The sequence below is a fragment of the Fredinandcohnia quinoae genome, from assembly GCF_022427965.1.
GTDB lineage: Bacteria > Bacillota > Bacilli > Bacillales > Bacillaceae_L > Ferdinandcohnia > Ferdinandcohnia quinoae.
Genome location: NZ_JAKTTI010000005.1, coordinates 1 through 24,096, shown reverse-complemented (window position 1 = coordinate 24,096; position 24,096 = coordinate 1). Strand labels below are relative to the sequence as shown.

The following is a 24,096-nucleotide window of genomic DNA, read 5'->3' as shown; positions in this document are numbered from 1 at the left end:
CTTACGGGGGTTTTTTACATATATGGATAGAGGAGGTGAAAATTAATGAAAAACCGGTTTGTTGTAGTAGATTTAGAAACAACGGGCAATATACCGAAAAAAGATGATAAAATTATCCAGTTTGCTGCAGTTGTAATTGAGGACGGAGAAATTGTCGAACGCTTTGCGTCATTTGTTAACCCTAACAGAGATATTCCGCAATTCATCGAACAGTTAACAGGAATTTCAAATGATGTAGTTGCAAATGCTCCAGAATTTTCAATAATTGCTCCTGAAATTATTTCGTTATTTGAAGATTCATATTTTGTTGCCCATAATGTCCCATTTGATCTATCCTTTTTACAAATAGAATTTGAAAATTGCGGTTATGAATTTTTTGATTGTCTTACAATTGACACAGTTGAATTATCAAGAATTATGCTACCATGGGCTGATAGCTATAAATTAGGGCAGCTAGCTGAAAGCTTTTCATTAGTCCATGACAATCCACATCAAGCTGATAGTGATGCAGAGGTAACTGCAGAAATCCTACTTAAGATATTTGCGAAATTAAATAAACTTCCACTTGTAACTTTAAGAAAATTATTATCACTTTCAAAACATTTAAAAAGTGACCTGTATGAAATATTAGAAGAGATTATAACGAAAAGATCTGAATTTTTAGATGAAGAAAAAGAATATGATGTTTATCGAGGACTTGCCTTGAAAAAATGTACTGTTGAAAAGGACAGTTTTATCAGTGACTTGGAAAATGTCAAGTTATCAAACATACTTGAAGATGTTAGTCTTCGTCAAGGCCAGCTTGAAATGCTTACATTCATACTTAATGCGATGGAAACTAATCAACATGCTTTAGTTGAAGCTGGGACGGGGATCGGTAAAACATTAGCATATTTACTTCCTTCAATCTATTTTGCAAAGATAAATGAACGAGTGGTCATTAGTACACATACGATACAACTTCAACAGCAATTGCTGGAGCGGGATATACCCAAGATAAAAGAAATCTTTCCTTTTCCTATAAATATTGCATTACTCAAGGGGATCGGACACTATTTATCACTAAGAAAATTTGAACAAGTCTTATATGAAGAAAGTGATAATTATGATGAAAATCTTTCAAAAGCTCAAATCTTAATATGGTTGACAGAAACAGAAACTGGAGATATTGATGAAATTCATTTACCTTCCGGGGGAAAAATACTATGGGAAAAGGTTAAATGTAATCGAACAGAGAATACAATAAGAGATTGCCCTTGGGAGTCAAGGTGCTTTTATAAACGAGCGAGGAAACAGGCAGAAAAAGCGGATATTATCATTACGAATCATGCTCTTTTATATTCCAATATTATGAACAATCATGCTTATTTGCCATCCTATCAGTACATAATTGTGGACGAAGCCCATCATTTAGAACCAATCGGTCGGAAATATCTTGGACAAAAGGTGAACTATATACAATTCCATTCGATTATCACACAAATTGGAATATTAGATAGTCATGGCCTATTAATGCAGTCAAAAAAGATATTTACTAACGTTGGTTTGGATGATTCTTCGTTTCAGTTAATTGATATATTAATAAAAGAATTAAAAATTAATATTAGTGATCTGTTTAGGTCAATTCATAACATGGTTATTAAAAATAATAAGCAAAACGATAACACATACCGAATTCAATATTTGCTTGATTCGTCAAAAGAATCAGGTGGAATATGGCAAGAAATACTTGAATTACAATCGAGAATAAAAATTCATTTTAAGGAAATTATTGTCTCTGTAAGACTCCAGCAGGATGTCTTTTCCAATTATGACTCAATGACAACGCCTTTACATAAAGGGATAGTTCACGATTATTTTGCAAGTTATGAAGAGCTTGGAGCTGCAATAATTGAGCTTGAAAAATTTTTGCTGGATAATCAAAAAAAATATATTTCTTGGATTGAACTCGACCCAAAAGGTCCATTAAATTCTGCAAATTTATATCGTGAACCAATTGAAATTGCCGATAGATTGGCTGATACCTTTTATCAAAATAAAAAAAGTGTTATTTTAACCTCAGCCACATTAACCATTGATAACACGTTTGAATATGTAATCGAAAAAAATGGGTTAACTGATTTTCAGCCCTTAACACTTTTGTTAAAATCAACCTTTGATTATAAGAATCAAGCGAAAATAATGATTCCTAATGATATGCCTGTAATTAATTCGGTACCAATTGATGAATATGTACACTCACTCGCTCTCCAAATTGCTGAAATTGCTATTAGGACAAATGGAAGAATGTTAGTTTTATTTACTTCATATGAAATGCTAAAAAGTACATATGAAATCTTAAAGAAAATTTTAATTTTAGATAATTTTATTTTAATTGCACAAGGTATTAGTGGTGGTAGTCGTACAAAGTTGACAAAAAATTTCCAAGCATTTGATAAAGCTATTCTATTAGGAACGAATAGTTTTTGGGAAGGTGTCGATATACCAGGAGATGATCTATCTGCATTGATAATGGTAAGACTTCCATTTGCTCCACCAAATGATCCTGTTTTTTCAACGAGAGCAAAAATGATAACTGAAGCAGGTGGAGATCCTTTTCACGAATTATCCTTACCAGAAGCAGTCATTCGTTTTAAACAAGGAGTAGGTCGACTAATTCGGTCAGAAAATGATAAAGGTATTTTATTCATCATGGATCGAAGAATAACAACGACAAGTTATGGGAAGAAATTTTTATCGTCTCTTCCTACTATGACCATTTTCGAACAACCACTGCAGTCATTGCTACAAGAAATTGATAATTGGTTATAGCAATAATCACTAGTAAATGAAAACAATGGTCATTTAAATGATGGAGGGTAAAAGGTGAAGAAAGTTGTATTTGTATTCATTAGCATCGGTTTATTGCTTTTAAGTCTTCCGAATAAGACTTCTGCTACTATTGAAAAAATAAATATCAAACTTTCAGATGACGAAATTGCGATGACATTCCTGAATTTATCAGATGGAGAGTCTACGTTAATTCACTTGCCTAACGGAGAAAATGTACTAGTAAATACAGGTGGAGAAGGAACGAAAAAGGAATTAGAAGAACTTTTAGTTTTATATAATGTTACAAAATTAACAACGATTATTTTAACGAAGGATGAACCAGAATTTATTGCTAATTTGGGTTGGTTAGTGGAGAGATATAAAAAAGCAAAAATCGTGATCGGATCCCATTTTTCAAATTCATTAATACTACCAAATAACCCTAAAACTTTATGGGAAAATGGAGATGTTTATCATTTTTCGAAGAATCATTTTGTGAAGGTAATGAACGAATCAAAAGATTCCTCAGGATCATTAGGTATGGATTTAATGTTTCAATTTGGGACAAATGAAACACTATATATGACTAGTTCAAACTCTGAACTGGAAAAATCTATGCAATCAATAAAAGGTCTTCCCAACACGAACATTTTGAAGGTTGCTGATTTTGGAAGTCAGAGAGGAACTACAGAACGATTTGTTTCATATGTGGATCCACAAATTGCAATTATTTTTCACAAAAGGGGACAACTGCCAAGCCAAGACGTATTGGAAAGACTTAATAGTACTTGGATTGATATATATTATACGAAGCAATTTGGCAATGTTACTATTAAGTATAATGGAACTAACTACGAGGTTATTCCATTTCCATAAAGAAGACCTGCCGCTAAGATTATCGACAGGTATTAAACATGGGATAGAAGATATTTTTTAGTCAAAATTTTAGTACGTATATCACTTACTAACTGTTATAATGAGATGAGAATACTTCAACATTAAGTTGTAGTACTTATATTGTTGCCAAACAAAATAATCGTATGTGTAGTAAAATTTGTGATGCATGAGGAGGAGCTTTTTTTGGAAAGCAAAATTGAGGTATTATCTACTGTAAAACTTTCTAATACACCTGATTTATATAAAATTGTTGATAGCTTAAATCGAACATTAAAACAAGAGGACTTAATGTTTGGACTAGCTCTTGATGAAAAAGATCAAAATATAGCTGTATTTACGATATATCGAACGTAAAGAAGAAATATTATTATGAAAAAATGGATTTTTATTATTATCATTATATTAATTCTTGTTGTTTGGAGGGCTATAAGTATTTATCAAAGTGCATTTGAGCCAGTCAAACAAGCTGAAGAAAAGGCAACCCAAATTGCATTAGAGAATACCGACTTACAATCAATAGAGAATACTTATTCATATTATGGTACAAATGCATATCAAGTTATTTTAGGGAAAAATCAAGATGATGAGGAGATTATTGTTTGGGTTCCTGAAAATAAAGGTGATGTTGTCTTGCGAAAAGTAAGTGAAGGAATCACTGAAGAAGAAGCACTACATATACTTTCAAAAGAAAGAAATCCTAAAGAAATTCGTTCGATAAAATTGGGAATTGAAGATCATCTTCCTATTTGGGAAATTATTTATATCGGAGAAGATAATCGGTTGACTTATTATAAACTATATTTTGAAACAGGAAAATATCGAAATTCGATTAAACCTTAAGGTTAGGGGGAAAAATGATGAAATTAGCAAATCGTGTTGCAGCTCTGACACCATCTTCTACGTTAGCAATAACTGCAAAGGCAAAGGAATTAAAGGAAAATGGCTATGATATTATTGGGCTTGGTGCTGGAGAACCTGATTTTAATACTCCTGACCATATTATCGAAGCAGCAATAATGGCAATGAAAGAAGGTCATACAAAATATACAGCATCTGCAGGTTTACCTACGCTTAAAAAGGCAATTTGTAAAAAACTATTAATGGATCAACAATTACAATATAATCCCAATGAAATAATTGTTGGAACAGGTGCGAAATTTGTCTTATATTCCTTATTCCAAGTGCTCTTAAACAAAGGTGATGAGGTAATTATTCCAATTCCTTATTGGGTAAGCTATCCTGAGCAGGTTAAGCTTGCTGAAGGTGTACCAGTCTTCATTGAAGGTAATGAAGGAAATGAATATAAAATTACACCTGACCAGCTGGAAAAAGCAATAACTTCGAAGACTGTTGCACTCATTATTAATTCTCCTAGTAATCCAACAGGAATGATTTATTCGAAGGAAGAACTTGAAGCAATTGGAGAAATATGTATAAAACATGATATTTGGATTATATCTGACGAAATATACGAAAAACTTGTGTATTTCGGAACACAACACTATTCAATTGCCCAAATAAATAACAAAATAAAAGAGAAAACAATTCTGATTAATGGTTTATCAAAGTCTCACTCGATGACTGGATGGAGAATTGGATATGCTGCTGGTCCGAAAGATATTATCACAAGCATGACTGACTTATCCAGCCACAGCATTTCGAATCCGACTTCTATTGCTCAATATGCGTCAATTGCAGCTTATGAAGGCTCACAAGAAGCTGTAGAGGTAATGAGAAAAGCATTCGAGGCTCGTCTTGATGTAATCTACAATCAGTTAATTGAAATACCTGGTATCACTTGTGTAAAACCACAAGGGGCATTTTATTTATTCCCAAATGCGAAAGAGGCTGCAAAGCTTACTGGCTATAAAGATGTAGATGAATTTGCTGCTGCCTTGTTAGAGGAAGCCCTTGTTGCAGTTATTCCAGGGTCTGGCTTTGGAGCACCGAATAATATACGGCTTTCCTATGCTACCTCATTGGAACAATTAGAAGAGGCAATAAAAAGGATACATCAATTTGTCGTACAAAAAATGGGTTAATAACCTGTATGAAAAAATCATATTCAAAGAGTGGATATGGTTTTTTTATTTGTTTGGGCATGAACCCATTCTTTATTTGCATTTCGAATTAGAGAAAATGTATAATATAATAAGGTTTAAATTAGTAAAACTTACATAAGGCTTTAGGGTTTTGGAGGGACATACGTAGTGAAAACAACAATATCAGAGGTAAGTAAATTTGTTGGACAAGAAGTTACAATTGGTGCTTGGTTAGCAAACAAACGATCAAGTGGTAAAATTGCCTTTTTACAATTAAGAGATGGGACAGGCTTTATTCAAGGCGTTGTCGTTAAAGAAGAAGTTGGCGAGGATATTTTTCAATCAGCAAAATCAATCACACAGGAATCTTCATTATTTGTTACAGGTATTATAAGGGAAGACGAAAGATCTCCTTTTGGCTATGAATTATCAGTAACTAGTCTTGAAATTATTCATACATCTGTTGATTATCCGATTACACCTAAGGAACATGGAACTGAATTCTTGATGGATAATCGTCATCTTTGGTTACGCTCAAAAAGACAGCATGCTGTTATGAAAATTCGAAATGAAATTATTCGTTCTACATATGAATTTTTTAATGATAATGGGTTTGTGAAGGTTGACCCTCCAATTTTAACGGGAAGTGCTCCAGAGGGTACTACTGAGCTTTTTAATACAAAATACTTTGATGAAGATGCTTACTTATCACAAAGTGGTCAATTATATATGGAAGCTGCGGCAATGGCTTTAGGAAAAGTATTTTCATTTGGGCCGACTTTCCGTGCTGAAAAGTCAAAAACTCGTCGTCACTTAATTGAGTTTTGGATGATTGAACCTGAAATGGCATTTTATCAGCATGAAGACAGCCTGCAAGTCCAAGAGCAATACGTATCATACATTGTTCAATCAGTATTGAAAAATTGCCAACTTGAACTTAAGACTTTGGGAAGAGATACATCAAAATTAGAAAATATTAAGGCACCATTCCCACGTATCTCATATGACGAAGCTATTACATTCCTACATGAAAAAGGCTTCACAGATATTAAGTGGGGGGATGACTTTGGTGCCCCACATGAAACGGCTATTGCAGAAAGCTATGATAAACCAGTATTTATTACAAATTATCCGAAAGCAATTAAACCTTTCTATATGCAACCGGCACCAGACCGTGACGATGTTGTGTTATGTGCAGATATGATTGCACCTGAAGGTTATGGAGAAATTATCGGCGGTTCTGAAAGAATTCATGATTTCGAATTAATGAAACAAAGACTAGAAGAGCATAACTTAACTAGTGATGCATATAAATGGTATTTAGAATTACGCCAATACGGTTCTGTACCGCATCCTGGCTTTGGATTAGGACTAGAGAGAACTGTTGCGTGGATAAGCGGTGTTGAGCACGTTCGTGAAACAATTCCATTTCCACGTTTACTTAACAGACTATATCCATAAAGAATATGAGAATCCCTCAGCAATGAGGGGTTCTTTTCTTTGTTAGAAAAAGTATAAAAATTTGCGCATCGGGCCTGGACACTAAGGAAGACACCATGGGATAATCATCGCAGAAACAAGCTCTGCTTGTTTAGAAGGCGCTTGCGCTTTTCTTTGTTAAAATAATTTCCAAAATGAATTCTTTCTTATTCGTGTTACTATTCTCATGGTATACTTAGTAGAGAAGAGGTGTTTGAAATGAGTAATGAAAAACTGATAGATTGGCTTGAACAAGGTAATATATCAATTCCAAAATTGTTAATGATTTCTTATAAGCAATTAAATATAAACGAAGAAGAAATGATGTTACTTCTCCATATTTTAACTTTTATTGAAAGTGGAAATAGGTTTCCTACTCCAATCGAAATAGCAAGTCGAATGACATTTACGGAAACAAAGTGTACTGATTTATTAAGACAGCTTATTCAACGAGGATTTTTGGAGATAAATGAAGAAAGTGATGAAAATCATATCATTCATGAAAAATATTCATTGCGACCTTTATGGGACAAGATGTTACAAATGCTCTATCAGCAAAATATGAATGAGAAGATTCAAAAAGAACAACAATTGGAAATTGATTTATACTCTATTTTTGAGCAAGAATTTGGACGACCTTTGTCACCATTTGAGTGTGAGTCATTGTCAATGTGGATTGATCAAGATCATCACGATCCAATTATTATTAAAGCAGCTCTTAGAGAGGCTGTCATTTCAGGAAAAATGAATTTTCGATATATTGACCGAATTTTATTTGAGTGGAAAAAGAATGGAATTCGAACAATTGAACAAGCTCAATCCCATTCAAAGAAATTTCGTCAATCTCAACAAAAACAACGGAATAATGAAAATCAGCCTGATCGGTATAAACAAACCATTCCTTTTTATAATTGGCTCGAAAATTAAGTAATAAGGTGATAATACAATGTTAAATAATAAACAAATTCAAGAATGCTTAGATCAAATGGGTGAAATGTTTCCAAATGCACATTGTGAATTAAATCATAAAAATCCATTTGAACTAGTAATAGCTGTGTCATTGTCTGCCCAATGTACGGATGTATTAGTTAATAAAGTTACTGCGAAGTTGTTTGAAAAATATCATACCCCTGAGGATTATCTTGCGGTCTCACTGGAGGAATTGCAAAATGATATTCGATCAATAGGATTATTCAGAAATAAAGCGAAAAATATTCGGAAGCTATGCCAAATGTTAATAGACGACTATGGTGGCTTATTACCTCGTGATCGGGATGAGTTAACCAAATTACCTGGGGTGGGTAGAAAGACTGCGAATGTCGTAGTTTCCGTTGCATTCGGGATTCCAGCCATTGCGGTAGACACTCATGTTGAAAGGGTAAGTAAAAGGCTGGGCATATGTAAATGGAAGGATTCAGTTCTTGAGGTTGAAAAGACATTAATGAAGAAGGTTCCAGAGGAACAATGGTCTGTTACACATCACCGGATGATATTCTTCGGCAGGTATCATTGTAAGGCACAGTCACCGCAATGTGAAATATGTCCGTTATTAGATCTTTGTAGAGAAGGAAAAAAAAGAATGAAGGCAAGAAAAAATGATGGATAATAGCGACTATTGTGTTCTTTCAGTACAACAAATTCTCGGAAATTGGGAGAAGGAAAAAGAATTTTTGTTAACCCAATTTAATAGTAGAAAAAAAGAAGGTGTAAAAGAATCGATGAATATTTCTATTGATTCTTTTACGCATCTTTTATGTAAAGTGAATAAGAGAGAATGGTCGAACCTGAATGAGATATTGTTGACTGACAATCTCGATTACAAGCCAATAAATTTGTATGAGCGTATTACCTTCATTCAGAAAAACCCAAGTTCATACCATTCATACATACAACTAGGTCTGCTTTATGATGAATTAGCTAAACAATACTATAAGAATTTGGCTATACAAAGGCAAAAAAAATAGTGTTCTCCATATGGAGAACACTATTTTTAACAGATAAGAAAGTATAAACTTTCTTATCCGAATAAGTGCAACTACGGCTCTGCCGTCGCCTAAAAGGCTTGGCAATCGCCGAGTTTTCTTTACAAATTAGTTTCCCTTTCGACCATTAGATTGATCATTAACATCACCAGGTGGGAGGGGTGGTATGTCAGGAATATCAATTCCTGTGTCATCGTCTCCATTCCCATCATCATTCCCGTCACCGTTTCCATTCCCTTCACCATTATCGTTTCCATTTCCATTGTCATCACCTGGATTGGTTATGTCAGGGATAATAGGGATCTCTATTTTACTAGAAATTGGATCGCTGCGATTTTCTTTATTGTCATCACTGACTGCAACAATAGTAAAGCTATAAATTGCACCAGGAATAGGGTTAACCATTGTATAAGTTAAATCTTTCAATGTTCCTTGAACGATTCCAGGTCCTTCATCAATTGAAGCACTTACTTCAAAAGAAATTCCATCTAATTTGTCTTTTGGAAAATTCCAACTAAGTGCTATTTCATTTTTCTCTGCATTATAAGTAGCAACAAGGTCTGTAGGCGAAGTGAGTTTATCGTATTTATCAGAAATCTCAGTAGGCTCAGTACCCTTAATAAAATACTCATAAACAATATCTTCTTTCGGTGTAAATTCACTTGGAAGCTTAGCAGGGTTAGTCCCTTTTTCAACACCGACTTTTACAACGCTATTAGGCTTAACAAAATCTTTTGTGTCTTTGTCTTTTGAAACATATGTGATAATATCTCGAAACAATTGCTTTGCTATATTTCTTTCTTTGTTTTTAATCGGGGTTATATTATCCTTGTAACCAGTCCAAATTGATATCGTGTAATTTGTTGTATATCCACTAAACCAGACATCCGGAACTCCAGATTCAATATTATATTTTTGTGCAGTTTTTGAATCATAGTTAGTTGTACCTGTTTTCCCTGCAATGGGAAGACCTGATACATCATATCCTGCAGCAGAACCACCAGGTTCTAAAACAGACTTTAACATATCAGTAATCATGAATGCTGTGGCTTCCTTCATTACAGGAACTGATTCAGGTGCCATTACTACTTCAGTATCATCTGGATAGATAATTTTCTTAACCGCATGTGGTTTATTGAAATTCCCGTTATTGCCAAATGCAGCATATGCACCTGCCATTTGAAGAGGGGAGATCCCACCTTCTGTTCCTCCAATGGCGTATGCTTCATTAACTTCATTTTCACTAAAAGGCATTCCCAAGTTTACGGCAAATTCACGCGCTTTTTTACCGCCAACTTCTCTGAAGGTTTTTACTGCAGTAGTATTTCTTGATTTAGCTAAAGCAGTTCGAATTGTCATTTGTCCTAGGTATTTAAAGTCCACATTGTTAATCTTTTTATCACTGCCGGTGTAGGTGGTTGGTTCATCAACAATCTGATGATAAGTTGACCATTTTAAATTTTCTATCGCCGGACCGTAATCAATGATTGGCTTGATGGTTGAACCAGGTTGATTAAGCGGATCAATTGCAAAATTTATTCGTGAATTTGCAGATTGATTACGTCCACCACCTAGTGCTCGAATTTCTCCAGTTTGAGTATCAATTAGAGCAATTCCTGCTTGGAATTCATCATTAGGAAATTGGACATCACCTTCATTATTCAGCAATGAATCGATGTGTGCTTGTGCATCGGGATCAAAGCTTGTATAAATCTTTAATCCAGCTGTATACACATCAATTCCGCCTTGCTCTTTTAATTCTTTCTTGACTTGATCTAAGAAGGAATCAATAGGCTGTGATTCTTCCTTTGAAGCAACTAAAGTAGCATCTATTGCCGTAGTTTTTGCTGCTGTTGCTTCTTCTTTAGTAATAAAGTTATTTTTTTCCATTAAATTAAGGACAATATTTCGTCTTTTTTCTGCCCTTTCTGGATGTGTATAAGGATTAAATAAACCTGGGTTATTTCCTACACCAGCTATAAATGCTGATTCCTCAAGGGTTAGTTCATCTAATGTCTTTCCATAGTATAATTCTGCTGCTTTCGCAACACCATATGTGTTTCCTACACCATAATATATTTTGTTCAAATACATTTCTAAAATTTGCTCTTTTGAATATTTTCTTTCCAATTGAAAAGCCATCCAAAGTTCTTGTACTTTTCTTTTTAATTTTTTATCCTGTGTGAAAAATGAATTCTTGATTACCTGTTGAGAGATTGTACTTGCACCCTCTGCGCCATAACCTTCAGTAATATTGGCTATTACGGCACCCCCGAGACGAATAACATCTAAACCATGATGCTTATAAAATCTTGCATCTTCAACAGCGATAACAGCATTTTTTAAGTCATCAGGAATTTCATCAATTGGAACGAATGTTCTTTTTTCCGCTCCGAATTCATATATTTTCTTACCATTAATATCATAGACCTTTGAAGAAAGTGGATCCTTAAGCAATGCCTCATCAAGAGGGGGGGCTCCACTTGCTAAAACAAAGAAGGTTATCGCACCTGCAACCATGAATAATATGCCTAATGAAAACATGATGATTAAGATTCTTTTAAATAAAGATCGTTTTTGTTTTTTTGGTTGCTTCTTTTTATTATTATTCCCTTGTGATTTACGTCGTTCTTCTCGACTTTGATATTTTTCAGTCATATATCTATCCTGCCTTTGCTTTAAAAGTAAAGTTGATCGATAACTTTAAGATAATCGATTCTTGGATGATAACCAATTGGTAGTTGGTGACCATACATTTCAACTTCTTGTTTTGTAATAGATTTCCTACCGCCTGTTAGATGACGATTCCAAAAGGATAGCAAATGTTTCGCATCAAGTAAATACATTTCGTCCAATGTAGAAAACCGTAATATTACAAAGCAAATTCCCATTTGTTTTAAGATCTCAGACATATGGTTGATTTGGTGTTCATGAAAGTTTTGAAGAGGAAACGATGTTTTGTTTTTAGTTTCCTTTGCTTCAAAATCAATATACCTCCCTTTATATATCCCATTATAATCTGTAGTTGATGCTTGTTTAAAATATGCTTCTTTAATAACAGCAGCACTTCTTTTTGGGTAGTCTACCTTCACAATTTGTATAGGAGTAGGCTTTTTATGGATAACCGCAATATCTTTTTCCAAGTAGTAACTATTCGTTACATTCAGGTCTTCTTCTAGAGTCATTCCGCGATTACTATATATTTTCTGTTTTAAATAGGGTGTATCTGCAACATTTTTAGGTTTATATATTTTGCCATTAGGATAGCGGAACTCCATTCAAAATCCCCCCTTAAAAACCTACTAACTATCATATCAGAAAATCCAATAAAATAGTTGCATTAAATATGAATCGGGATTAAGAGAAATTTCAGTCATCATATTCGGAACTTCAGGTAGATTTAGGGCTTTATAATTTAGGTGAATGGTTAAACTAGATGTACCAAGAGGTGATTATATGGGAGACAAGAATCATTTCCAAAAAGATATTAGATTAAAGGTTGAACAACGTCGAGAAAAATATCAAAATTCAACATTTGATATAAAATTAATTACTGATATAAAGCAGGAAACCGCGAAACAAAATCAAGATAATATTTCGAGAACTAAAAGCTATGCAACTTATTATTATAGGAATAAAGAAATAAGATGGTCATTTTTAGCGAGTATGGTATCAAGAAATGCTGGCTGGAATATGACAGACCTTGAAGGTGAATGGTTTACAAAAATCCTTGATAGAAAGATAAGAAATCATATATTTTTAACATATGAGCGAGCAAATTGGCTTATTTTTTCAGATGCATATCCACAATTACTTGTCTATGAATATTCAAAACGATATGGTAAACCGCTTTTTCATTTATTACCAGCATTTTCTGTTTCAAAATTTATTGAAATGGAGTGGGAATATTATTGGAAATATAGGAATAGAGAACGATTGATTATTGCACAAATCATTAATGAGCAAAATATTATCCAAAAACCTGTAATTGAGCACCCTTTTTATAAAAAAAAGGTTTTTGATTCATTCTTTTTTAACTTTCAAGATTGGCTCCATTTTAGTTCAGCAATTTTTCCAACACTTCATGGAGAATTATTTGGGTTTTCGGTATATAATTTTAAAAAGCTTGATGAACGAATTGAGTTAGGAAAGAAACTAGCTTCACTTCTTTTTCATGAAGATCACTATTATTCCTTTCTACTTTTCTCAAAAAAAATTGAACATACTGGTTCAAGATTTGACTATGAACGTTATTTACATCCCCGGAAGTATCGAATTACTCCATTTCTAAGGACAACCTATCCAATCATTACACATAGTAGAGAAGGTAATAATGATTGGTTTATCGGATTAATTAAAAAGAAATGGTTTCAACCTGTAAAAAATGAAAATAAAAAGTATGACATCACGAATTGGTATTTAAATAAACAAAAACAACTACAACTCGGCATTACATTGGAGCAATTATTAAGAAAAAATAAAGGCTGATCATAATCAGCCTTTATTTTTTTACGTAGATGGACGATTAGGCCCTTCTATTTTTTTGTTTCCATAACCAGGTGCAGTTTCCTCATTTTGTCTTTGTCGTCCTTTTTTATTGTCTTTCTTTTTTGCCACTATAATCCACCTCCTTCTCTTAGTTTGAGCAACTTCTTGGCAATACATTCTTTTTTCATAAAACACTTGTCGAACTAATTGTGATAATCCCATCATAAAACCACTTTCTTTGACGAAAGAAAACTAGTTTTGTCAACGATGAAGGGAGTTGTTTTTCTATCTAGAATATGTGTATAAAGAGCATTTAGAAGGAGATGAATAATCGTGACAAAAGCTATTTTGGCTAATAAGGAAAGTGTATTGTATCAACTAAATGATTTGGTCCAATTAATTAATCAAATTGAACATAAAATAATCACAGAAGTAAATGAAAATATTAATCAAGAAGCAAATAATTGCCTTAAAAGTATAGAGGTGCATAAGAAAAAAATAACTTCAATCAAAAAGGATTATATTTTTAAAAATGATTTTAAAGATAGAATAAATGAAAAGGAGCGTTCATTTCACTTAACATTCAGCTATTAAACAGGTATGATATACATTGAGGTGAAAGAATGTACACAGAATTAATTGCTAAAACAACAATATTAATTGAACGATGTAATCAATCACTTATTCGAATGGAAGATGTAAAAAAAAATACAGATTACGAAGCTGATTTTTATAATGAGGTTAAGCCTTATGTTGATGAAGTAATGGAAATTGCTGATCGATGGATGCAATTAGCTAATGATTGGATAGAAAAAGAAAAACCAAAACACCTTCACCCTAATCAAATCGATGCTACACATGAAAATATACAATTAATATCGATACAGGGATTTTATAAGGATACAAAAGCAAGGCGTTTTAAAGCGATGTACGAATCAATTATGTATGTCCTAGAGAGCATTAATAAAAAAGTTAGCCGATAAAGGGTGCCTTTTATTTATAGAAGGTGTCTTTTTTCATTACACAAATATCATGATTTTTCATAAACTATAATTAAAAAGCACAGTAGAGGAGGTTGTTTCCAATGTATCAAAATTATGGGAGGAGCAAATATATTACAAAGCCTTATGGCCATTCATGGCCGTATTATTCACAGCCAAATTACCAGTCGTATTTATACCCTTACTCCATGTTTTCTAACCAATCCTTTTCAAATAATTTCCCACCCCAAACATCGAAACAACAACAGCAACCATACTTTTCAAATAGTTCATCCATGTATACTCCATACCCAACACCATATCCAATCGGGAATATGAATCAACAGCAAACAGCTGGAGTTCAATCATTCCTTTCACAGTTTAAGAAAAAAGATGGCACATATGATGTAAATAAACTAATGGATACAGCTGGACAAATGATGGGTGCGGTTAATCAGGTAAGTTCAATTGTTAAAGGATTGTCCCAAACATTTAAATCGTAGATTAATAAAAAGAAAGCTGTCAAATTACAGCTTTCTTTTATGCTTTTCATTGTACTGTTTAGCCAACAATTGGAGTACTTCATTATATGATAGGCCTGATTGCGCATTTAATCTTTTTACATCTTCGACATTTGTATCTGAATACTGTTTTGTAGAAAATTGCTTTTGATTCATAATTTCCACCTTCGTTTAAGGAAGTAATTCATAAACCTCATTTAATTCTTGAACCCTTTTAAAATCCTGACTTTCTAATGCGTATTTGATTTCATCAGGTAGTACTTTATTTAGAAAAATTAACTCTTCCTCATTAAGCTCTCTTATAAATGTACCTTCCGAATTGTATTGTGTATTTTCAAGCTTATTCATCATTCTTTGCGGAATCACATGATGATCCGAGTAATTTGAAAGGGTCTCAAGTAGATAGCCAAGCGTTTTATCCAAATTGTTTTAACACCTCCTAGATATAGAGTGCATTTAAGTATAAGAAAGTATGTACTAAAGAACACTCAATGAAGTGCTCTTAGTCATCGATGGCTATTTTCTTTTGTCTTTCTTTAGGTAATTGTACCTTCAGAACCCCATCACGATAGCTTGCTTTTATATGATTACCAGTGATTGGATAGGGTAATACTATTGTTCTTTGAGCTTTTTTAAAAGACTGCTTTTTCACATAATAGTGTTTTGTATCATTAGTCTCTTCTAATTCCTCCTGATGGTTCACAGATATCGTTAAATGACGTTCAGAATACTCAATATTAATTTGTTCGCGTTTTACCCCAGGTAAATCCGCAGAAATAATCAATTCTTTATCAGTTTCATACATATCGATTGAAATTGTTGATAAAATGAATGGTCTTCTCTCAAAAAATTCATCCATACTATCTAAAAGACGTCTAACGGGTTGTTGGGTGAAAAAGTCATTCATTGAACGAATAATTGGCCCAAAAGGCTCGTGTTGTCGTTTTTTTTCTTCTTCATTCATTTTAAATCTTCCTTTCATTAGAAATATTTACTGCTACTATATTCATTTACTAATGAAAACGTTTAGGTATTTTGTGTAATAAAGAAAACTCGCCAGACGACGAGTTTAGTTTAACTTATATAAATAATTCATCCTCTAATTTCTCTACATCAATAATTAGGTTACCATGGGAATTTACATTGATAATCTCTTTCTTTTTTAGTTTTGTTAAAGTTCGGCTAACTGTCTCCCTCGTAGACCCAATCATATTTGCTAAATCTTTATTTGTATAGTTGGTTGTAAAGACTTTCCGACCATCATCTATTATTTTTCCATCTGTTTCCGAAAGTCTGAGAAGTAATTTGATAATTTGCTCATACGTATTATTTAAAATTTGTGCTTCAAGCCTATTTTGTAGATCAACAATTTTTTCACCCATTACCCGGAACAGCTTAATACAAACCTGTGGGTGTTGTAATAATAGCATCTCAAAATGAGAAATGGATATTACAACAAGTGTCGCATCTTCAATGACATGGGCATATGCTGGATAATTGCCCTTCCGAAAGAAACCGACATGGGGGAACATATCTCCATTCTTTAAAACTGAGACAATTTGCTCACGACCGTTAAAGTCATTTTTATAAATTTTCACCTTACCGGCATAGATAAAATAGACATTCTCCAAAGGGTCATCTTGCATAAAGACATGCGTTCCTTTAAGAAATTGCCGATTTTGGGCTATGTTAACGATTTCTTCCAATTCATTTGAGGTTAGTTCTTTAAAAAGGGGAACAGTTTTTAATACTTCCTTAATTTTTATACGATCCATATTTATCACTCCACACGAATTATATCTACTATGTATAAGTGTACCAAATTTATATGAATAAGGGTAAATATGTGTGGCTTATAAATGAAATCTACTAAAAACAATCATGAAATTTTACTTCATAAGTAATAATTTTAAAAAACTTCTTATAGATTAGTTGTAGAAATCTATTTGTACATGATTTCAAAAAAATAATAAATAGGGGGGAATTTGTATGAAAAGGAAGCTAACGGTAGGATTTATTTTATTGCTTTCTATTTTTCTGGCTTTATCAGGATGTTTTAGTGGGGAAACAGTTGATGAACCGAAGGACAAAGATACTCCGAAAGATGAAGGAACTACAGAAGAAGTTGAGGAGGATACAGGTCCAAAGATTTTAAAACTAAACAACAATGAAGAACCTGGTTCACTCCATCCAGGAATTGCACAAGGTACACATGATTCATGGATATTGGAGCACGCGTTTGAGGGACTTACAAAGAAAACCCCAGAAGGTGAAATAGTAAAAGGGATGGCTGAAGATTGGACAACAAGTGATGATGGACTTACTTGGACTTTTACACTTAAAGAAGGAATAAAATGGTCTAATGGTGATCCAGTAACTGCACATGATTTTGAATATGCATGGAAATTTGCACTAAATCCTGCAACCGCTTCCACTTATGCGTACCAGCTCTATTATCTAGAAGGTGGGGAAGAATTTAATTCTGCTGCAGAGGGTGCTGATTTGCAAGCACTTGAAGATAAGGTTGGGGTAAAAGCACTTGATGAAAAGACACTAGAGGTGAAACTTGGACAATCAACCCCATATTTTTTAGATTTAACATCATTTTACACGTATTATCCGGTCAATAAAAAAGTGCAAGAAGCAAATCCAGATTGGTATAAGGAAGCAGAATCATATGTTTCGAATGGTGCCTTCAAATTAACAGAGTGGCAGCATAAAGAAAGCATGAAGCTAGAAAAGAATGAAAATTATTATGACAAAGAAAATATTAAATTAGATGAAGTTCATTTCGTGATTATTGATGATGAAAATACTGCCTGGCAAATGTATCAATCAGGAGAATTAGATTTAGTCTATCCATTACCACAGGATGTCATCGGGAAATTAGCAGAAGAGAAAAATCCTGAATTCCAAAATGGACCTGATCTCTCAGTATATTATTATAATCTAAATAATGAGAAAAAGCCTTTTAATAATGTGAAGATTCGTAAAGCATTATCAATGGCAATCGATCGTGAAACAATTGTTGAGCATGTTGCTCAAGGTGGTCAACAACCGGCATATTCAATCGTTCCACCAGGTATACCTGATATTTCTGGTGACTTCCAAGGAAATACAGGAAATCTATTTGAAGCAAATATTGAAGAAGCAAAAAAACTTCTAGCGGAAGGTCTAGCAGAAGAAGGGCTTGATAAGTTCCCAGATGTAACACTCACATATAACACATCTGAAGGGCATAAAATGATTGCAGAAGCAGTACAAGAAATGTGGCGTAAAAATCTTGATATTAGCATTACATTAGAAAATGTTGAATTCCAGGTTAAACTTGACCGAGAAAAGGCAGGGGATTATCAAATCTCAAGAGCAGGTTGGGTAGGAGATTATGTTGATCCGATGACATTCGTAGACCTGTGGGTTACTGATGGACCTTATAATGATGCCAATTGGAGTAATAGCGAATATGACAAATTAATAAATACTGCAAAGACGACAATGGATCAAGAAGTAAGAATGAAGGCAATGCATGATGCTGAAAAAATAATGATGGATGAAATGCCTGTAATTCCAGTCTATTTCTATACGAAGCCATTTACCGTAAAACCATATGTCACAGGGGTCTATACACCTATCAATCGTTACCCTCAATTTATTTATGCTGATATTAATAAATAAGTAAAATAGAAAAATTCGTGGTATGCTCCGTAAAAGCATACCCGATTTTTCTTATCTTTATTTAATGATCATCTGAAATGGGGGGTAAGATGCTAACTTACATTGTAAAAAGAATAGGATTGGCGATCATAACACTTTGGGTCATTATAACCCTAACGTTTATTTTGATGCACAGTATTCCTGGTAACCCTTTTGCTCAAGAAGGTGTTATGCCAAAGGCTGTCTATGATAATCTTCAAGGCTACTATAATTTGGACAAACCATTACTTGTTCAATATGGAATGTACTTAAAATCAATTTTACAATTTGATTTTGGTCCGTCCTATAAATCTTCATCATTAACTGTTAACGATTATATCGTTAATGGATTTCCAGTATCCCTGCATTTAGGTACTCAAGCTTTATTAATTGCTATTCCCTTAGGACTGCTTTTTGGGGTGATTGCTTCATTATATCGAAACCGATGGCCAGACTATTCCTCTATGATTCTAGCAATCATCGGAATCTCTGTTCCAAACTTTATACTAGCAACATTTCTAATAAATTTCATTGCGGTTGAGTTGGAATTATTACCGGTTGCTACTTGGAAATCATGGTCACATACAATTTTGCCTTCTATTTCACTTGCCATGATGCCAATGGCTTATATTGCTCGGCTTATGAGATCGAGTATGTTAGAGGTAATGGCACAGGATTATATACTTACTGCGAAAGCAAAGGGTTTAAAGACCGGAACAATCATTTTAAAGCATGCAATTCGTAATGCAATACTTCCAGTAATTACAGTTCTAGGTATTTTAATTGCGAATTTGGTTACAGGAAGTTTTATTATCGAAAAGATTTTTGGTATTCCTGGCATGGGGGAAATGTTCGTTAACAGCATTTTTAACCGAGACTATCCAGTTATACTTGGTTCAACAATTTTCTATGCTGCGATCCTGATTCTTTTAATTCTTATTGTCGACATTGCTTATACATGGATAGATCCAAGAATTAAAGTGACGGGGGAGAGCAAATGAATAAAGAAATTAAGTATACAAAAGAGATGTTTTTACCTGTAGATCATAACTTTGCAGAAGCTGAAAAAATAGCTAGACCAAGTGTTTCCTTTTGGTCAGATGCTTGGCGACGTCTAAAGGAAAATAAATTAGCAATTATCGGCCTCATCATCATTGTAATTATCGGGATAATGGCAATAATTGGTCCATATTTAAATGGATACACATACTATGAACAGGATTTTACGAAAAAGAACTTACGACCCAACTTAGAGCATTGGTTTGGTACAGATTCATCAGGTCGTGATTTATTTACACGATCATGGTATGGAGCAAGAATATCCTTATTTATTGGGTTTATGGCTGCATTAATTGATTTTGCAATTGGAATTTTATATGGGGGCATTTCCGGGATTCGTGGTGGGAAATTAGACAATATAATGATGAGAATAGCAGAAGTAATCTATGCAATTCCATATTTATTAATGGTTATTTTAATGATGATTGTATTGGGGAGAGGATTATGGACAATTATTATTGCAATGACTATTACTGGGTGGATTCCAATGGCAAGATTAGTAAGGGGGCAGGTTCTTCAAATCAAAGAATATGAATATGTCCAAGCAGCTAATGCAATTGGAGCAAGTACTATATGGAAACTTCGAAAGCATATGATTCCAAATACAATGGGACCTATTTTAGTAAATGTAACATTAACTGTCCCAACAGCAATTTTCGCAGAAGCAACCCTTAGTTTTTTAGGGCTAGGTATCCCGGCACCTGAGGCAAGTTGGGGAACGATGGCAAATGATGCACTCGGGAGTATTTTGATCGGGAATTTTTATCAATTGTTCATTCCTGCCTTCCTTATTTCACTTACAATGTTTGCATTTAATGTATTTGGTGATGGATTAAGAGATGCACTTGATCCGAGATTGCGAAAATAATAAGAGTATGTGAGGAGGGGGGATAAAATGGAAAGACTTCTAGAAATAGAAAATCTGCACGTTTCATTTCAAACATTTGAAGGAGAGGTAAAGGCAGTGCGCGGAGTATCCTTTCATGTAAATAAAGGAGAAGCGATTGCAATTGTTGGAGAGTCAGGTTGTGGTAAGAGTGTTACTGCTAAATCCATTATGCGCCTTTTACCATCACCCCAAGCAAAAATTAAACAAGGTTCCATTACTCTAAATGGAGTAAACTTGGTGAATAAAAAGGAAAAAGAAATGACACGTATTAGAGGATTTGAAATAGGGATGATATTTCAAGATCCAATGACTTCATTAAATCCTACAGCAAAAATCGGTGAACAAATTTCTGAAGGATTATTAAGGCATAATAAAATTTCGAAAAAAAAGGCAATTGAACATTCGATTAAAATGCTTGAAATAGTAGGGATTTCTCAGCCTGAAAAAAGAATAAATCAATACCCACATGAATTTTCTGGTGGAATGAGACAGAGGGTAATGATTGCAATTGCATTGGCATGTAAGCCAAATTTATTAATAGCAGACGAACCAACAACAGCACTTGATGTGACCATTCAAGCTCAAATATTGCATTTGATGAAAGAGCTTCAGTTGAAGACAAATACCTCGATTATCCTTATTACTCATGACCTGGGTGTTGTTGCAGAGATGTGCAGCAGAGTCGTGGTCATGTATGCTGGGGAGATTGTTGAAACGGGTTCTGTAAGTGAAATCTTTGCAAACCCTTCCCATCCATATACGAAGGGATTGTTAAAATCAGTACCACGTCTTGACATGCTGAAACAAGAGAAGTTATCGTCGATCAAAGGTACGCCTCCAGATTTGCTTGAACCACCAACAGGATGTTCTTTTTTTCCAAGGTGTGAAAAAGCAATGAAAATATGTGGTGAGTATAAGCCGGGATTTGAAAAAACAGGGGACTCCCATCATAGTGCTTGTTGGCTTCATCATCCAATGGCAAAGGAGGAGTCTACTTGCTAAATACGGGTTCGAGTATATTAGTTGAAAAACCACTAATGGAAATTCAGCATGTGAAAAAATATTTTCTTTCCAATAATCGAGCAGTTAAAGCGGTTGACGATTTTAATTTAGTAATAGCAAAGGGGGAGACAGTTGGACTAGTAGGTGAAAGTGGCTGTGGAAAGTCTACAGTTGGTAAGACAATTATCAGGCTATTAGAACCTACTGCAGGTGAAGTCTATTTTGAAGGAACTAATATATACAAACTGTCTCATACAAAACTTAAGGAGCTCCGAAAAGACGTACAAATCGTTTTTCAAGATCCATATGCTTCGTTAAATCCAAGAATGAAAATTGAAGATATAGTTGGAGAACCACTCGATATTCATCGACTCGCAAAAGGAAAGCAAAGAAAAGAAAGGGTTGCTGAATTGCTAAATCTTGTTGGCCTAAGTCCTGAACATGCAAATCGATACCCTCATGAATTTAGTGGTGGTCAAAGACAAAGGATCGGTATTGCAAGAGCTCTAGCATTAGAGCCGAAATTTATTGTATGTGATGAACCAATCTCTGCTTTAGATGTTTCAATCCAGGCCCAAATTGTTAATCTTTTAAAAGAATTACAGGAACAAATGGGCCTAACCTACTTGTTTATTGCCCATGATCTATCAATGGTAAAATATATTTCTGACCGAATTTTAGTGATGTATTTAGGTAATATGGTAGAACTATCAGATAGTCAGTCATTAAATAGTGAACCTCTCCACCCGTATACACAGGCATTATTATCTGCTGTACCTATACCAGATCCAACTGTTAAAAGGGAACGGATTGTCCTAGAAGGTGATGTTCCAAGTCCTATTTTTCCACCTTCTGGCTGTGTTTTTCGCACAAGATGCAAGCATGCAATGGAAATATGTGCACTAGAAAAACCAAAATGGAAGGAAGTTAAAGAAAGTCATTTTACAGCATGTCACTTATATTAATATTGTATTTCATTTCTAATTTAGTTGACGAATAATTTCGACACTCATAAAAGTCTTTGATTGACAAATACAGGTATTTGATTGTATAATAAACTAATTAAAAGAGCAAATTAATATGTGAACTGCTTATTATAAAGGGTTTTTGCACAAGAAACTTTTATAATAAGTTTTTTTATTTATTACATATCATTTAGTGTTCATGTTTCTCATCAAGTTTAGGTAAAGGAGATGTTTTTAAATGGCATTTGGAAGAAAACCGGTTGAAGAGATTGTTACTGAGGAAACTAAGATTTGGGTATGTACGTCTGATGATTGTAATTGTTGGTTAAGGGATAATTTTAAAAGTACTGAAATCCCTATATGCCCAATTTGTGGTTCATCAATGGAGCAATCCACAAAAGAATTACAAGTAGTCGATAATCATTGTAAAAGTTACTTAGCATAAACCAATTCGACCGGTCTAAAAAAGATCGGTTTTTTTATTTATAATAAATTTAAAAAAAATGTTATAAAAAATCTATCTTGGGTAATAATAATTCATGCAATACCTTGCACCTTTTTTGGTTGCATTACATAGGAGGAAATTAAATGGCACAAGGAAAAGTAAAATGGTTTAATGGTGAAAAAGGTTTTGGATTTATTGAGGTTGAAGGTGGAGATGATGTATTTGTTCACTTCTCAGCAATCCAAGGCGAAGGGTTCAAAACTTTAGAAGAAGGTCAAGAGGTTACTTTCGATATTGAAGAAGGTAGTCGTGGACCACAAGCAGCTAACGTCCAAAAAGTTTAAAATACCCATATATGAAATACATGAAACAGATTCTAAAAAATTTAGGATCTGTTTTTTTGTCTTTGCGATAAAATCCTTAGTATGACGAGTTTCTTTATGTCGACTTTTATTTTTGTTACACTACTGGTAACGTTAAGTAAATAATGAATTGGGGTTGGACTAAGATGTACTATGTAGTTGTAGATATTGGTTGTACTGAATGTGGAGAAGCATCAAACATAATTGGAATTTTTACTACTGAAGAAAAAGCAATGAATGCAAAGGAAAAATATATCCTTGATAATAGGTTAGAGGGAAATGAAGATCATGAAATACTTATTTATAGGATAAGTGAATTGAATAGAATTTATAATAATAGTTATGAACATTTACTGTAAAGAAAAATGAGTCTTTTTTCATTTAGAATAGAAATAGGTAAATAGTGTAGGTTGATTTCCACTCCGTGTGGTCGCTTTCCGCGGGCGGGGCCGAGCCGCTTCCCTCGCTACGCTCAGTCCAG

The 24,096-nt window shown here is 33.8% G+C and carries 28 protein-coding genes; 21 read left to right on the top strand and 7 right to left on the bottom strand.

The genetic code is table 11. The annotated features are described in order from the left end of the window. The first annotated feature begins 45 nt into the window (after positions 1–45). From dinG to MJG50_RS05180, 9 genes are all read left to right on the top strand, one after another. Positions 46–2,811, top strand: a complete 2,766-nt coding sequence (dinG, locus tag MJG50_RS05220; protein ID WP_240253364.1) for an ATP-dependent DNA helicase DinG — start codon at positions 46–48, stop codon at positions 2,809–2,811. A gap of 54 nt (positions 2,812–2,865) precedes the next feature. Next, on the top strand, positions 2,866–3,687 hold the full coding sequence (locus MJG50_RS05215) for a ComEC/Rec2 family competence protein (RefSeq protein ID WP_240253362.1): 822 nt from the start codon (positions 2,866–2,868) through the stop codon (positions 3,685–3,687). A gap of 204 nt (positions 3,688–3,891) precedes the next feature. After that, positions 3,892–4,062 (top strand): YpmA family protein, encoded by a 171-nt coding sequence (locus MJG50_RS05210; RefSeq protein WP_240253360.1) that lies wholly within the window; start codon positions 3,892–3,894, stop codon positions 4,060–4,062. Positions 4,063–4,077: 15 nt separating this feature from the next. Then, positions 4,078–4,548 carry a cell wall elongation regulator TseB-like domain-containing protein gene (locus tag MJG50_RS05205; protein WP_240253359.1) on the top strand — a complete coding sequence of 157 codons (471 nt, stop codon included), beginning with the start codon at positions 4,078–4,080 and terminating at the stop codon, positions 4,546–4,548. Positions 4,549–4,565: 17 nt separating this feature from the next. After that, positions 4,566–5,750, top strand: coding sequence for a pyridoxal phosphate-dependent aminotransferase (locus MJG50_RS05200; protein ID WP_240253357.1), 1,185 nt, complete (start codon positions 4,566–4,568; stop codon positions 5,748–5,750). A gap of 168 nt (positions 5,751–5,918) precedes the next feature. Further along, complete coding sequence (asnS, locus tag MJG50_RS05195) at positions 5,919–7,211, top strand: asparagine--tRNA ligase (RefSeq protein WP_240253356.1); 1,293 nt, start codon at positions 5,919–5,921, stop codon at positions 7,209–7,211. A 237-nt stretch (positions 7,212–7,448) separates the two neighbouring features. Continuing rightward, entirely contained in the window at positions 7,449–8,156 is a 708-nt protein-coding gene (locus MJG50_RS05190) for a DnaD domain-containing protein (protein WP_240253354.1), read from the top strand. A 19-nt stretch (positions 8,157–8,175) separates the two neighbouring features. Beyond that, on the top strand, positions 8,176–8,835 hold the full coding sequence (nth, locus tag MJG50_RS05185; protein ID WP_240253352.1) for an endonuclease III: 660 nt from the start codon (positions 8,176–8,178) through the stop codon (positions 8,833–8,835). Next, positions 8,825–9,193 carry a YpoC family protein gene (locus MJG50_RS05180; RefSeq protein ID WP_240253350.1) on the top strand — a complete coding sequence of 123 codons (369 nt, stop codon included), beginning with the start codon at positions 8,825–8,827 and terminating at the stop codon, positions 9,191–9,193. The genes nth and MJG50_RS05180 overlap by 11 nt, the downstream gene beginning before the upstream one ends. 126 nt (positions 9,194–9,319) lie before the next feature. Here the strand turns inward: MJG50_RS05180 and MJG50_RS05175 are convergent, their stop codons facing one another. Together MJG50_RS05175 and recU are read right to left on the bottom strand one after the other, a co-directional pair. Next, on the bottom strand, positions 9,320–11,869 hold the full coding sequence (locus MJG50_RS05175) for a transglycosylase domain-containing protein (RefSeq protein ID WP_240253348.1): 2,550 nt from the start codon (positions 11,867–11,869) through the stop codon (positions 9,320–9,322). Positions 11,870–11,889: 20 nt separating this feature from the next. Then, the gene (recU, locus tag MJG50_RS05170) at positions 11,890–12,489 is read right to left on the bottom strand and encodes a Holliday junction resolvase RecU (protein WP_240253342.1); all 600 of its coding nucleotides are present in this window, start codon (positions 12,487–12,489) and stop codon (positions 11,890–11,892) included. A gap of 145 nt (positions 12,490–12,634) precedes the next feature. Between recU and MJG50_RS05165 the strand changes: the two genes are divergently transcribed. Next, positions 12,635–13,699 carry a DUF2515 domain-containing protein gene (locus MJG50_RS05165; protein WP_240253341.1) on the top strand — a complete coding sequence of 355 codons (1,065 nt, stop codon included), beginning with the start codon at positions 12,635–12,637 and terminating at the stop codon, positions 13,697–13,699. 21 nt (positions 13,700–13,720) lie between these two features. On the opposite strand, the gene MJG50_RS05160 is transcribed toward MJG50_RS05165, so the two are convergent. Then, a complete protein-coding gene (locus MJG50_RS05160; protein ID WP_240253339.1) occupies positions 13,721–13,921 on the bottom strand; it encodes a hypothetical protein in 201 nt (66 codons plus the stop codon). A gap of 111 nt (positions 13,922–14,032) precedes the next feature. Between MJG50_RS05160 and MJG50_RS05155 the strand changes: the two genes are divergently transcribed. From MJG50_RS05155 to MJG50_RS05145, 3 genes are all read left to right on the top strand, one after another. Further along, positions 14,033–14,293, top strand: a complete 261-nt coding sequence (locus MJG50_RS05155; RefSeq protein WP_240253338.1) for a hypothetical protein — start codon at positions 14,033–14,035, stop codon at positions 14,291–14,293. Positions 14,294–14,322: 29 nt separating this feature from the next. Beyond that, the gene (locus MJG50_RS05150) at positions 14,323–14,682 is read left to right on the top strand and encodes a YppE family protein (RefSeq protein ID WP_240253337.1); all 360 of its coding nucleotides are present in this window, start codon (positions 14,323–14,325) and stop codon (positions 14,680–14,682) included. 101 nt (positions 14,683–14,783) lie between these two features. Next, positions 14,784–15,182 carry a YppG family protein gene (locus MJG50_RS05145; protein WP_240253336.1) on the top strand — a complete coding sequence of 133 codons (399 nt, stop codon included), beginning with the start codon at positions 14,784–14,786 and terminating at the stop codon, positions 15,180–15,182. Between the two features lie 24 nt (positions 15,183–15,206). Here the strand turns inward: MJG50_RS05145 and MJG50_RS05140 are convergent, their stop codons facing one another. From MJG50_RS05140 to MJG50_RS05125, 4 genes are all read right to left on the bottom strand, one after another. Next, complete coding sequence (locus tag MJG50_RS05140) at positions 15,207–15,356, bottom strand: hypothetical protein (protein ID WP_240253335.1); 150 nt, start codon at positions 15,354–15,356, stop codon at positions 15,207–15,209. 15 nt (positions 15,357–15,371) lie between these two features. Beyond that, positions 15,372–15,623, bottom strand: a complete 252-nt coding sequence (locus MJG50_RS05135) for a sigma-G-dependent sporulation-specific acid-soluble spore protein CsgA (RefSeq protein WP_240253334.1) — start codon at positions 15,621–15,623, stop codon at positions 15,372–15,374. Between the two features lie 79 nt (positions 15,624–15,702). Continuing rightward, positions 15,703–16,164 carry an Hsp20/alpha crystallin family protein gene (locus MJG50_RS05130; protein ID WP_240253333.1) on the bottom strand — a complete coding sequence of 154 codons (462 nt, stop codon included), beginning with the start codon at positions 16,162–16,164 and terminating at the stop codon, positions 15,703–15,705. A gap of 115 nt (positions 16,165–16,279) precedes the next feature. Beyond that, a complete protein-coding gene (locus MJG50_RS05125) occupies positions 16,280–16,975 on the bottom strand; it encodes a Crp/Fnr family transcriptional regulator (protein ID WP_240253332.1) in 696 nt (231 codons plus the stop codon). A 214-nt stretch (positions 16,976–17,189) separates the two neighbouring features. Here MJG50_RS05125 and MJG50_RS05120 point away from each other — a divergent pair, with 214 nt between their 5' ends. From MJG50_RS05120 to MJG50_RS05085, 8 genes are all read left to right on the top strand, one after another. After that, positions 17,190–18,875, top strand: coding sequence for a peptide ABC transporter substrate-binding protein (locus MJG50_RS05120; protein WP_240253330.1), 1,686 nt, complete (start codon positions 17,190–17,192; stop codon positions 18,873–18,875). A gap of 89 nt (positions 18,876–18,964) precedes the next feature. Continuing rightward, entirely contained in the window at positions 18,965–19,894 is a 930-nt protein-coding gene (locus tag MJG50_RS05115; RefSeq protein ID WP_240253329.1) for an ABC transporter permease, read from the top strand. Continuing rightward, positions 19,891–20,820 carry an ABC transporter permease gene (locus MJG50_RS05110; RefSeq protein WP_240253327.1) on the top strand — a complete coding sequence of 310 codons (930 nt, stop codon included), beginning with the start codon at positions 19,891–19,893 and terminating at the stop codon, positions 20,818–20,820. Before MJG50_RS05115 ends, MJG50_RS05110 begins: the two co-directional genes overlap by 4 nt. A gap of 27 nt (positions 20,821–20,847) precedes the next feature. Then, entirely contained in the window at positions 20,848–21,843 is a 996-nt protein-coding gene (locus MJG50_RS05105) for an ABC transporter ATP-binding protein (protein ID WP_240253326.1), read from the top strand. Continuing rightward, positions 21,837–22,808: an ABC transporter ATP-binding protein gene (locus MJG50_RS05100; protein WP_275695512.1), complete on the top strand. Its 972-nt coding sequence runs from the start codon at positions 21,837–21,839 to the stop codon at positions 22,806–22,808. Before MJG50_RS05105 ends, MJG50_RS05100 begins: the two co-directional genes overlap by 7 nt. 238 nt (positions 22,809–23,046) lie before the next feature. Further along, entirely contained in the window at positions 23,047–23,253 is a 207-nt protein-coding gene (locus MJG50_RS05095; RefSeq protein WP_240253324.1) for a cold-shock protein, read from the top strand. Positions 23,254–23,396: 143 nt separating this feature from the next. Then, on the top strand, positions 23,397–23,597 hold the full coding sequence (locus MJG50_RS05090) for a cold-shock protein (RefSeq protein WP_240253323.1): 201 nt from the start codon (positions 23,397–23,399) through the stop codon (positions 23,595–23,597). Between the two features lie 164 nt (positions 23,598–23,761). Continuing rightward, positions 23,762–23,974, top strand: coding sequence for a DUF7336 domain-containing protein (locus MJG50_RS05085; protein WP_240253322.1), 213 nt, complete (start codon positions 23,762–23,764; stop codon positions 23,972–23,974). Positions 23,975–24,096: the final 122 nt, after the last annotated feature.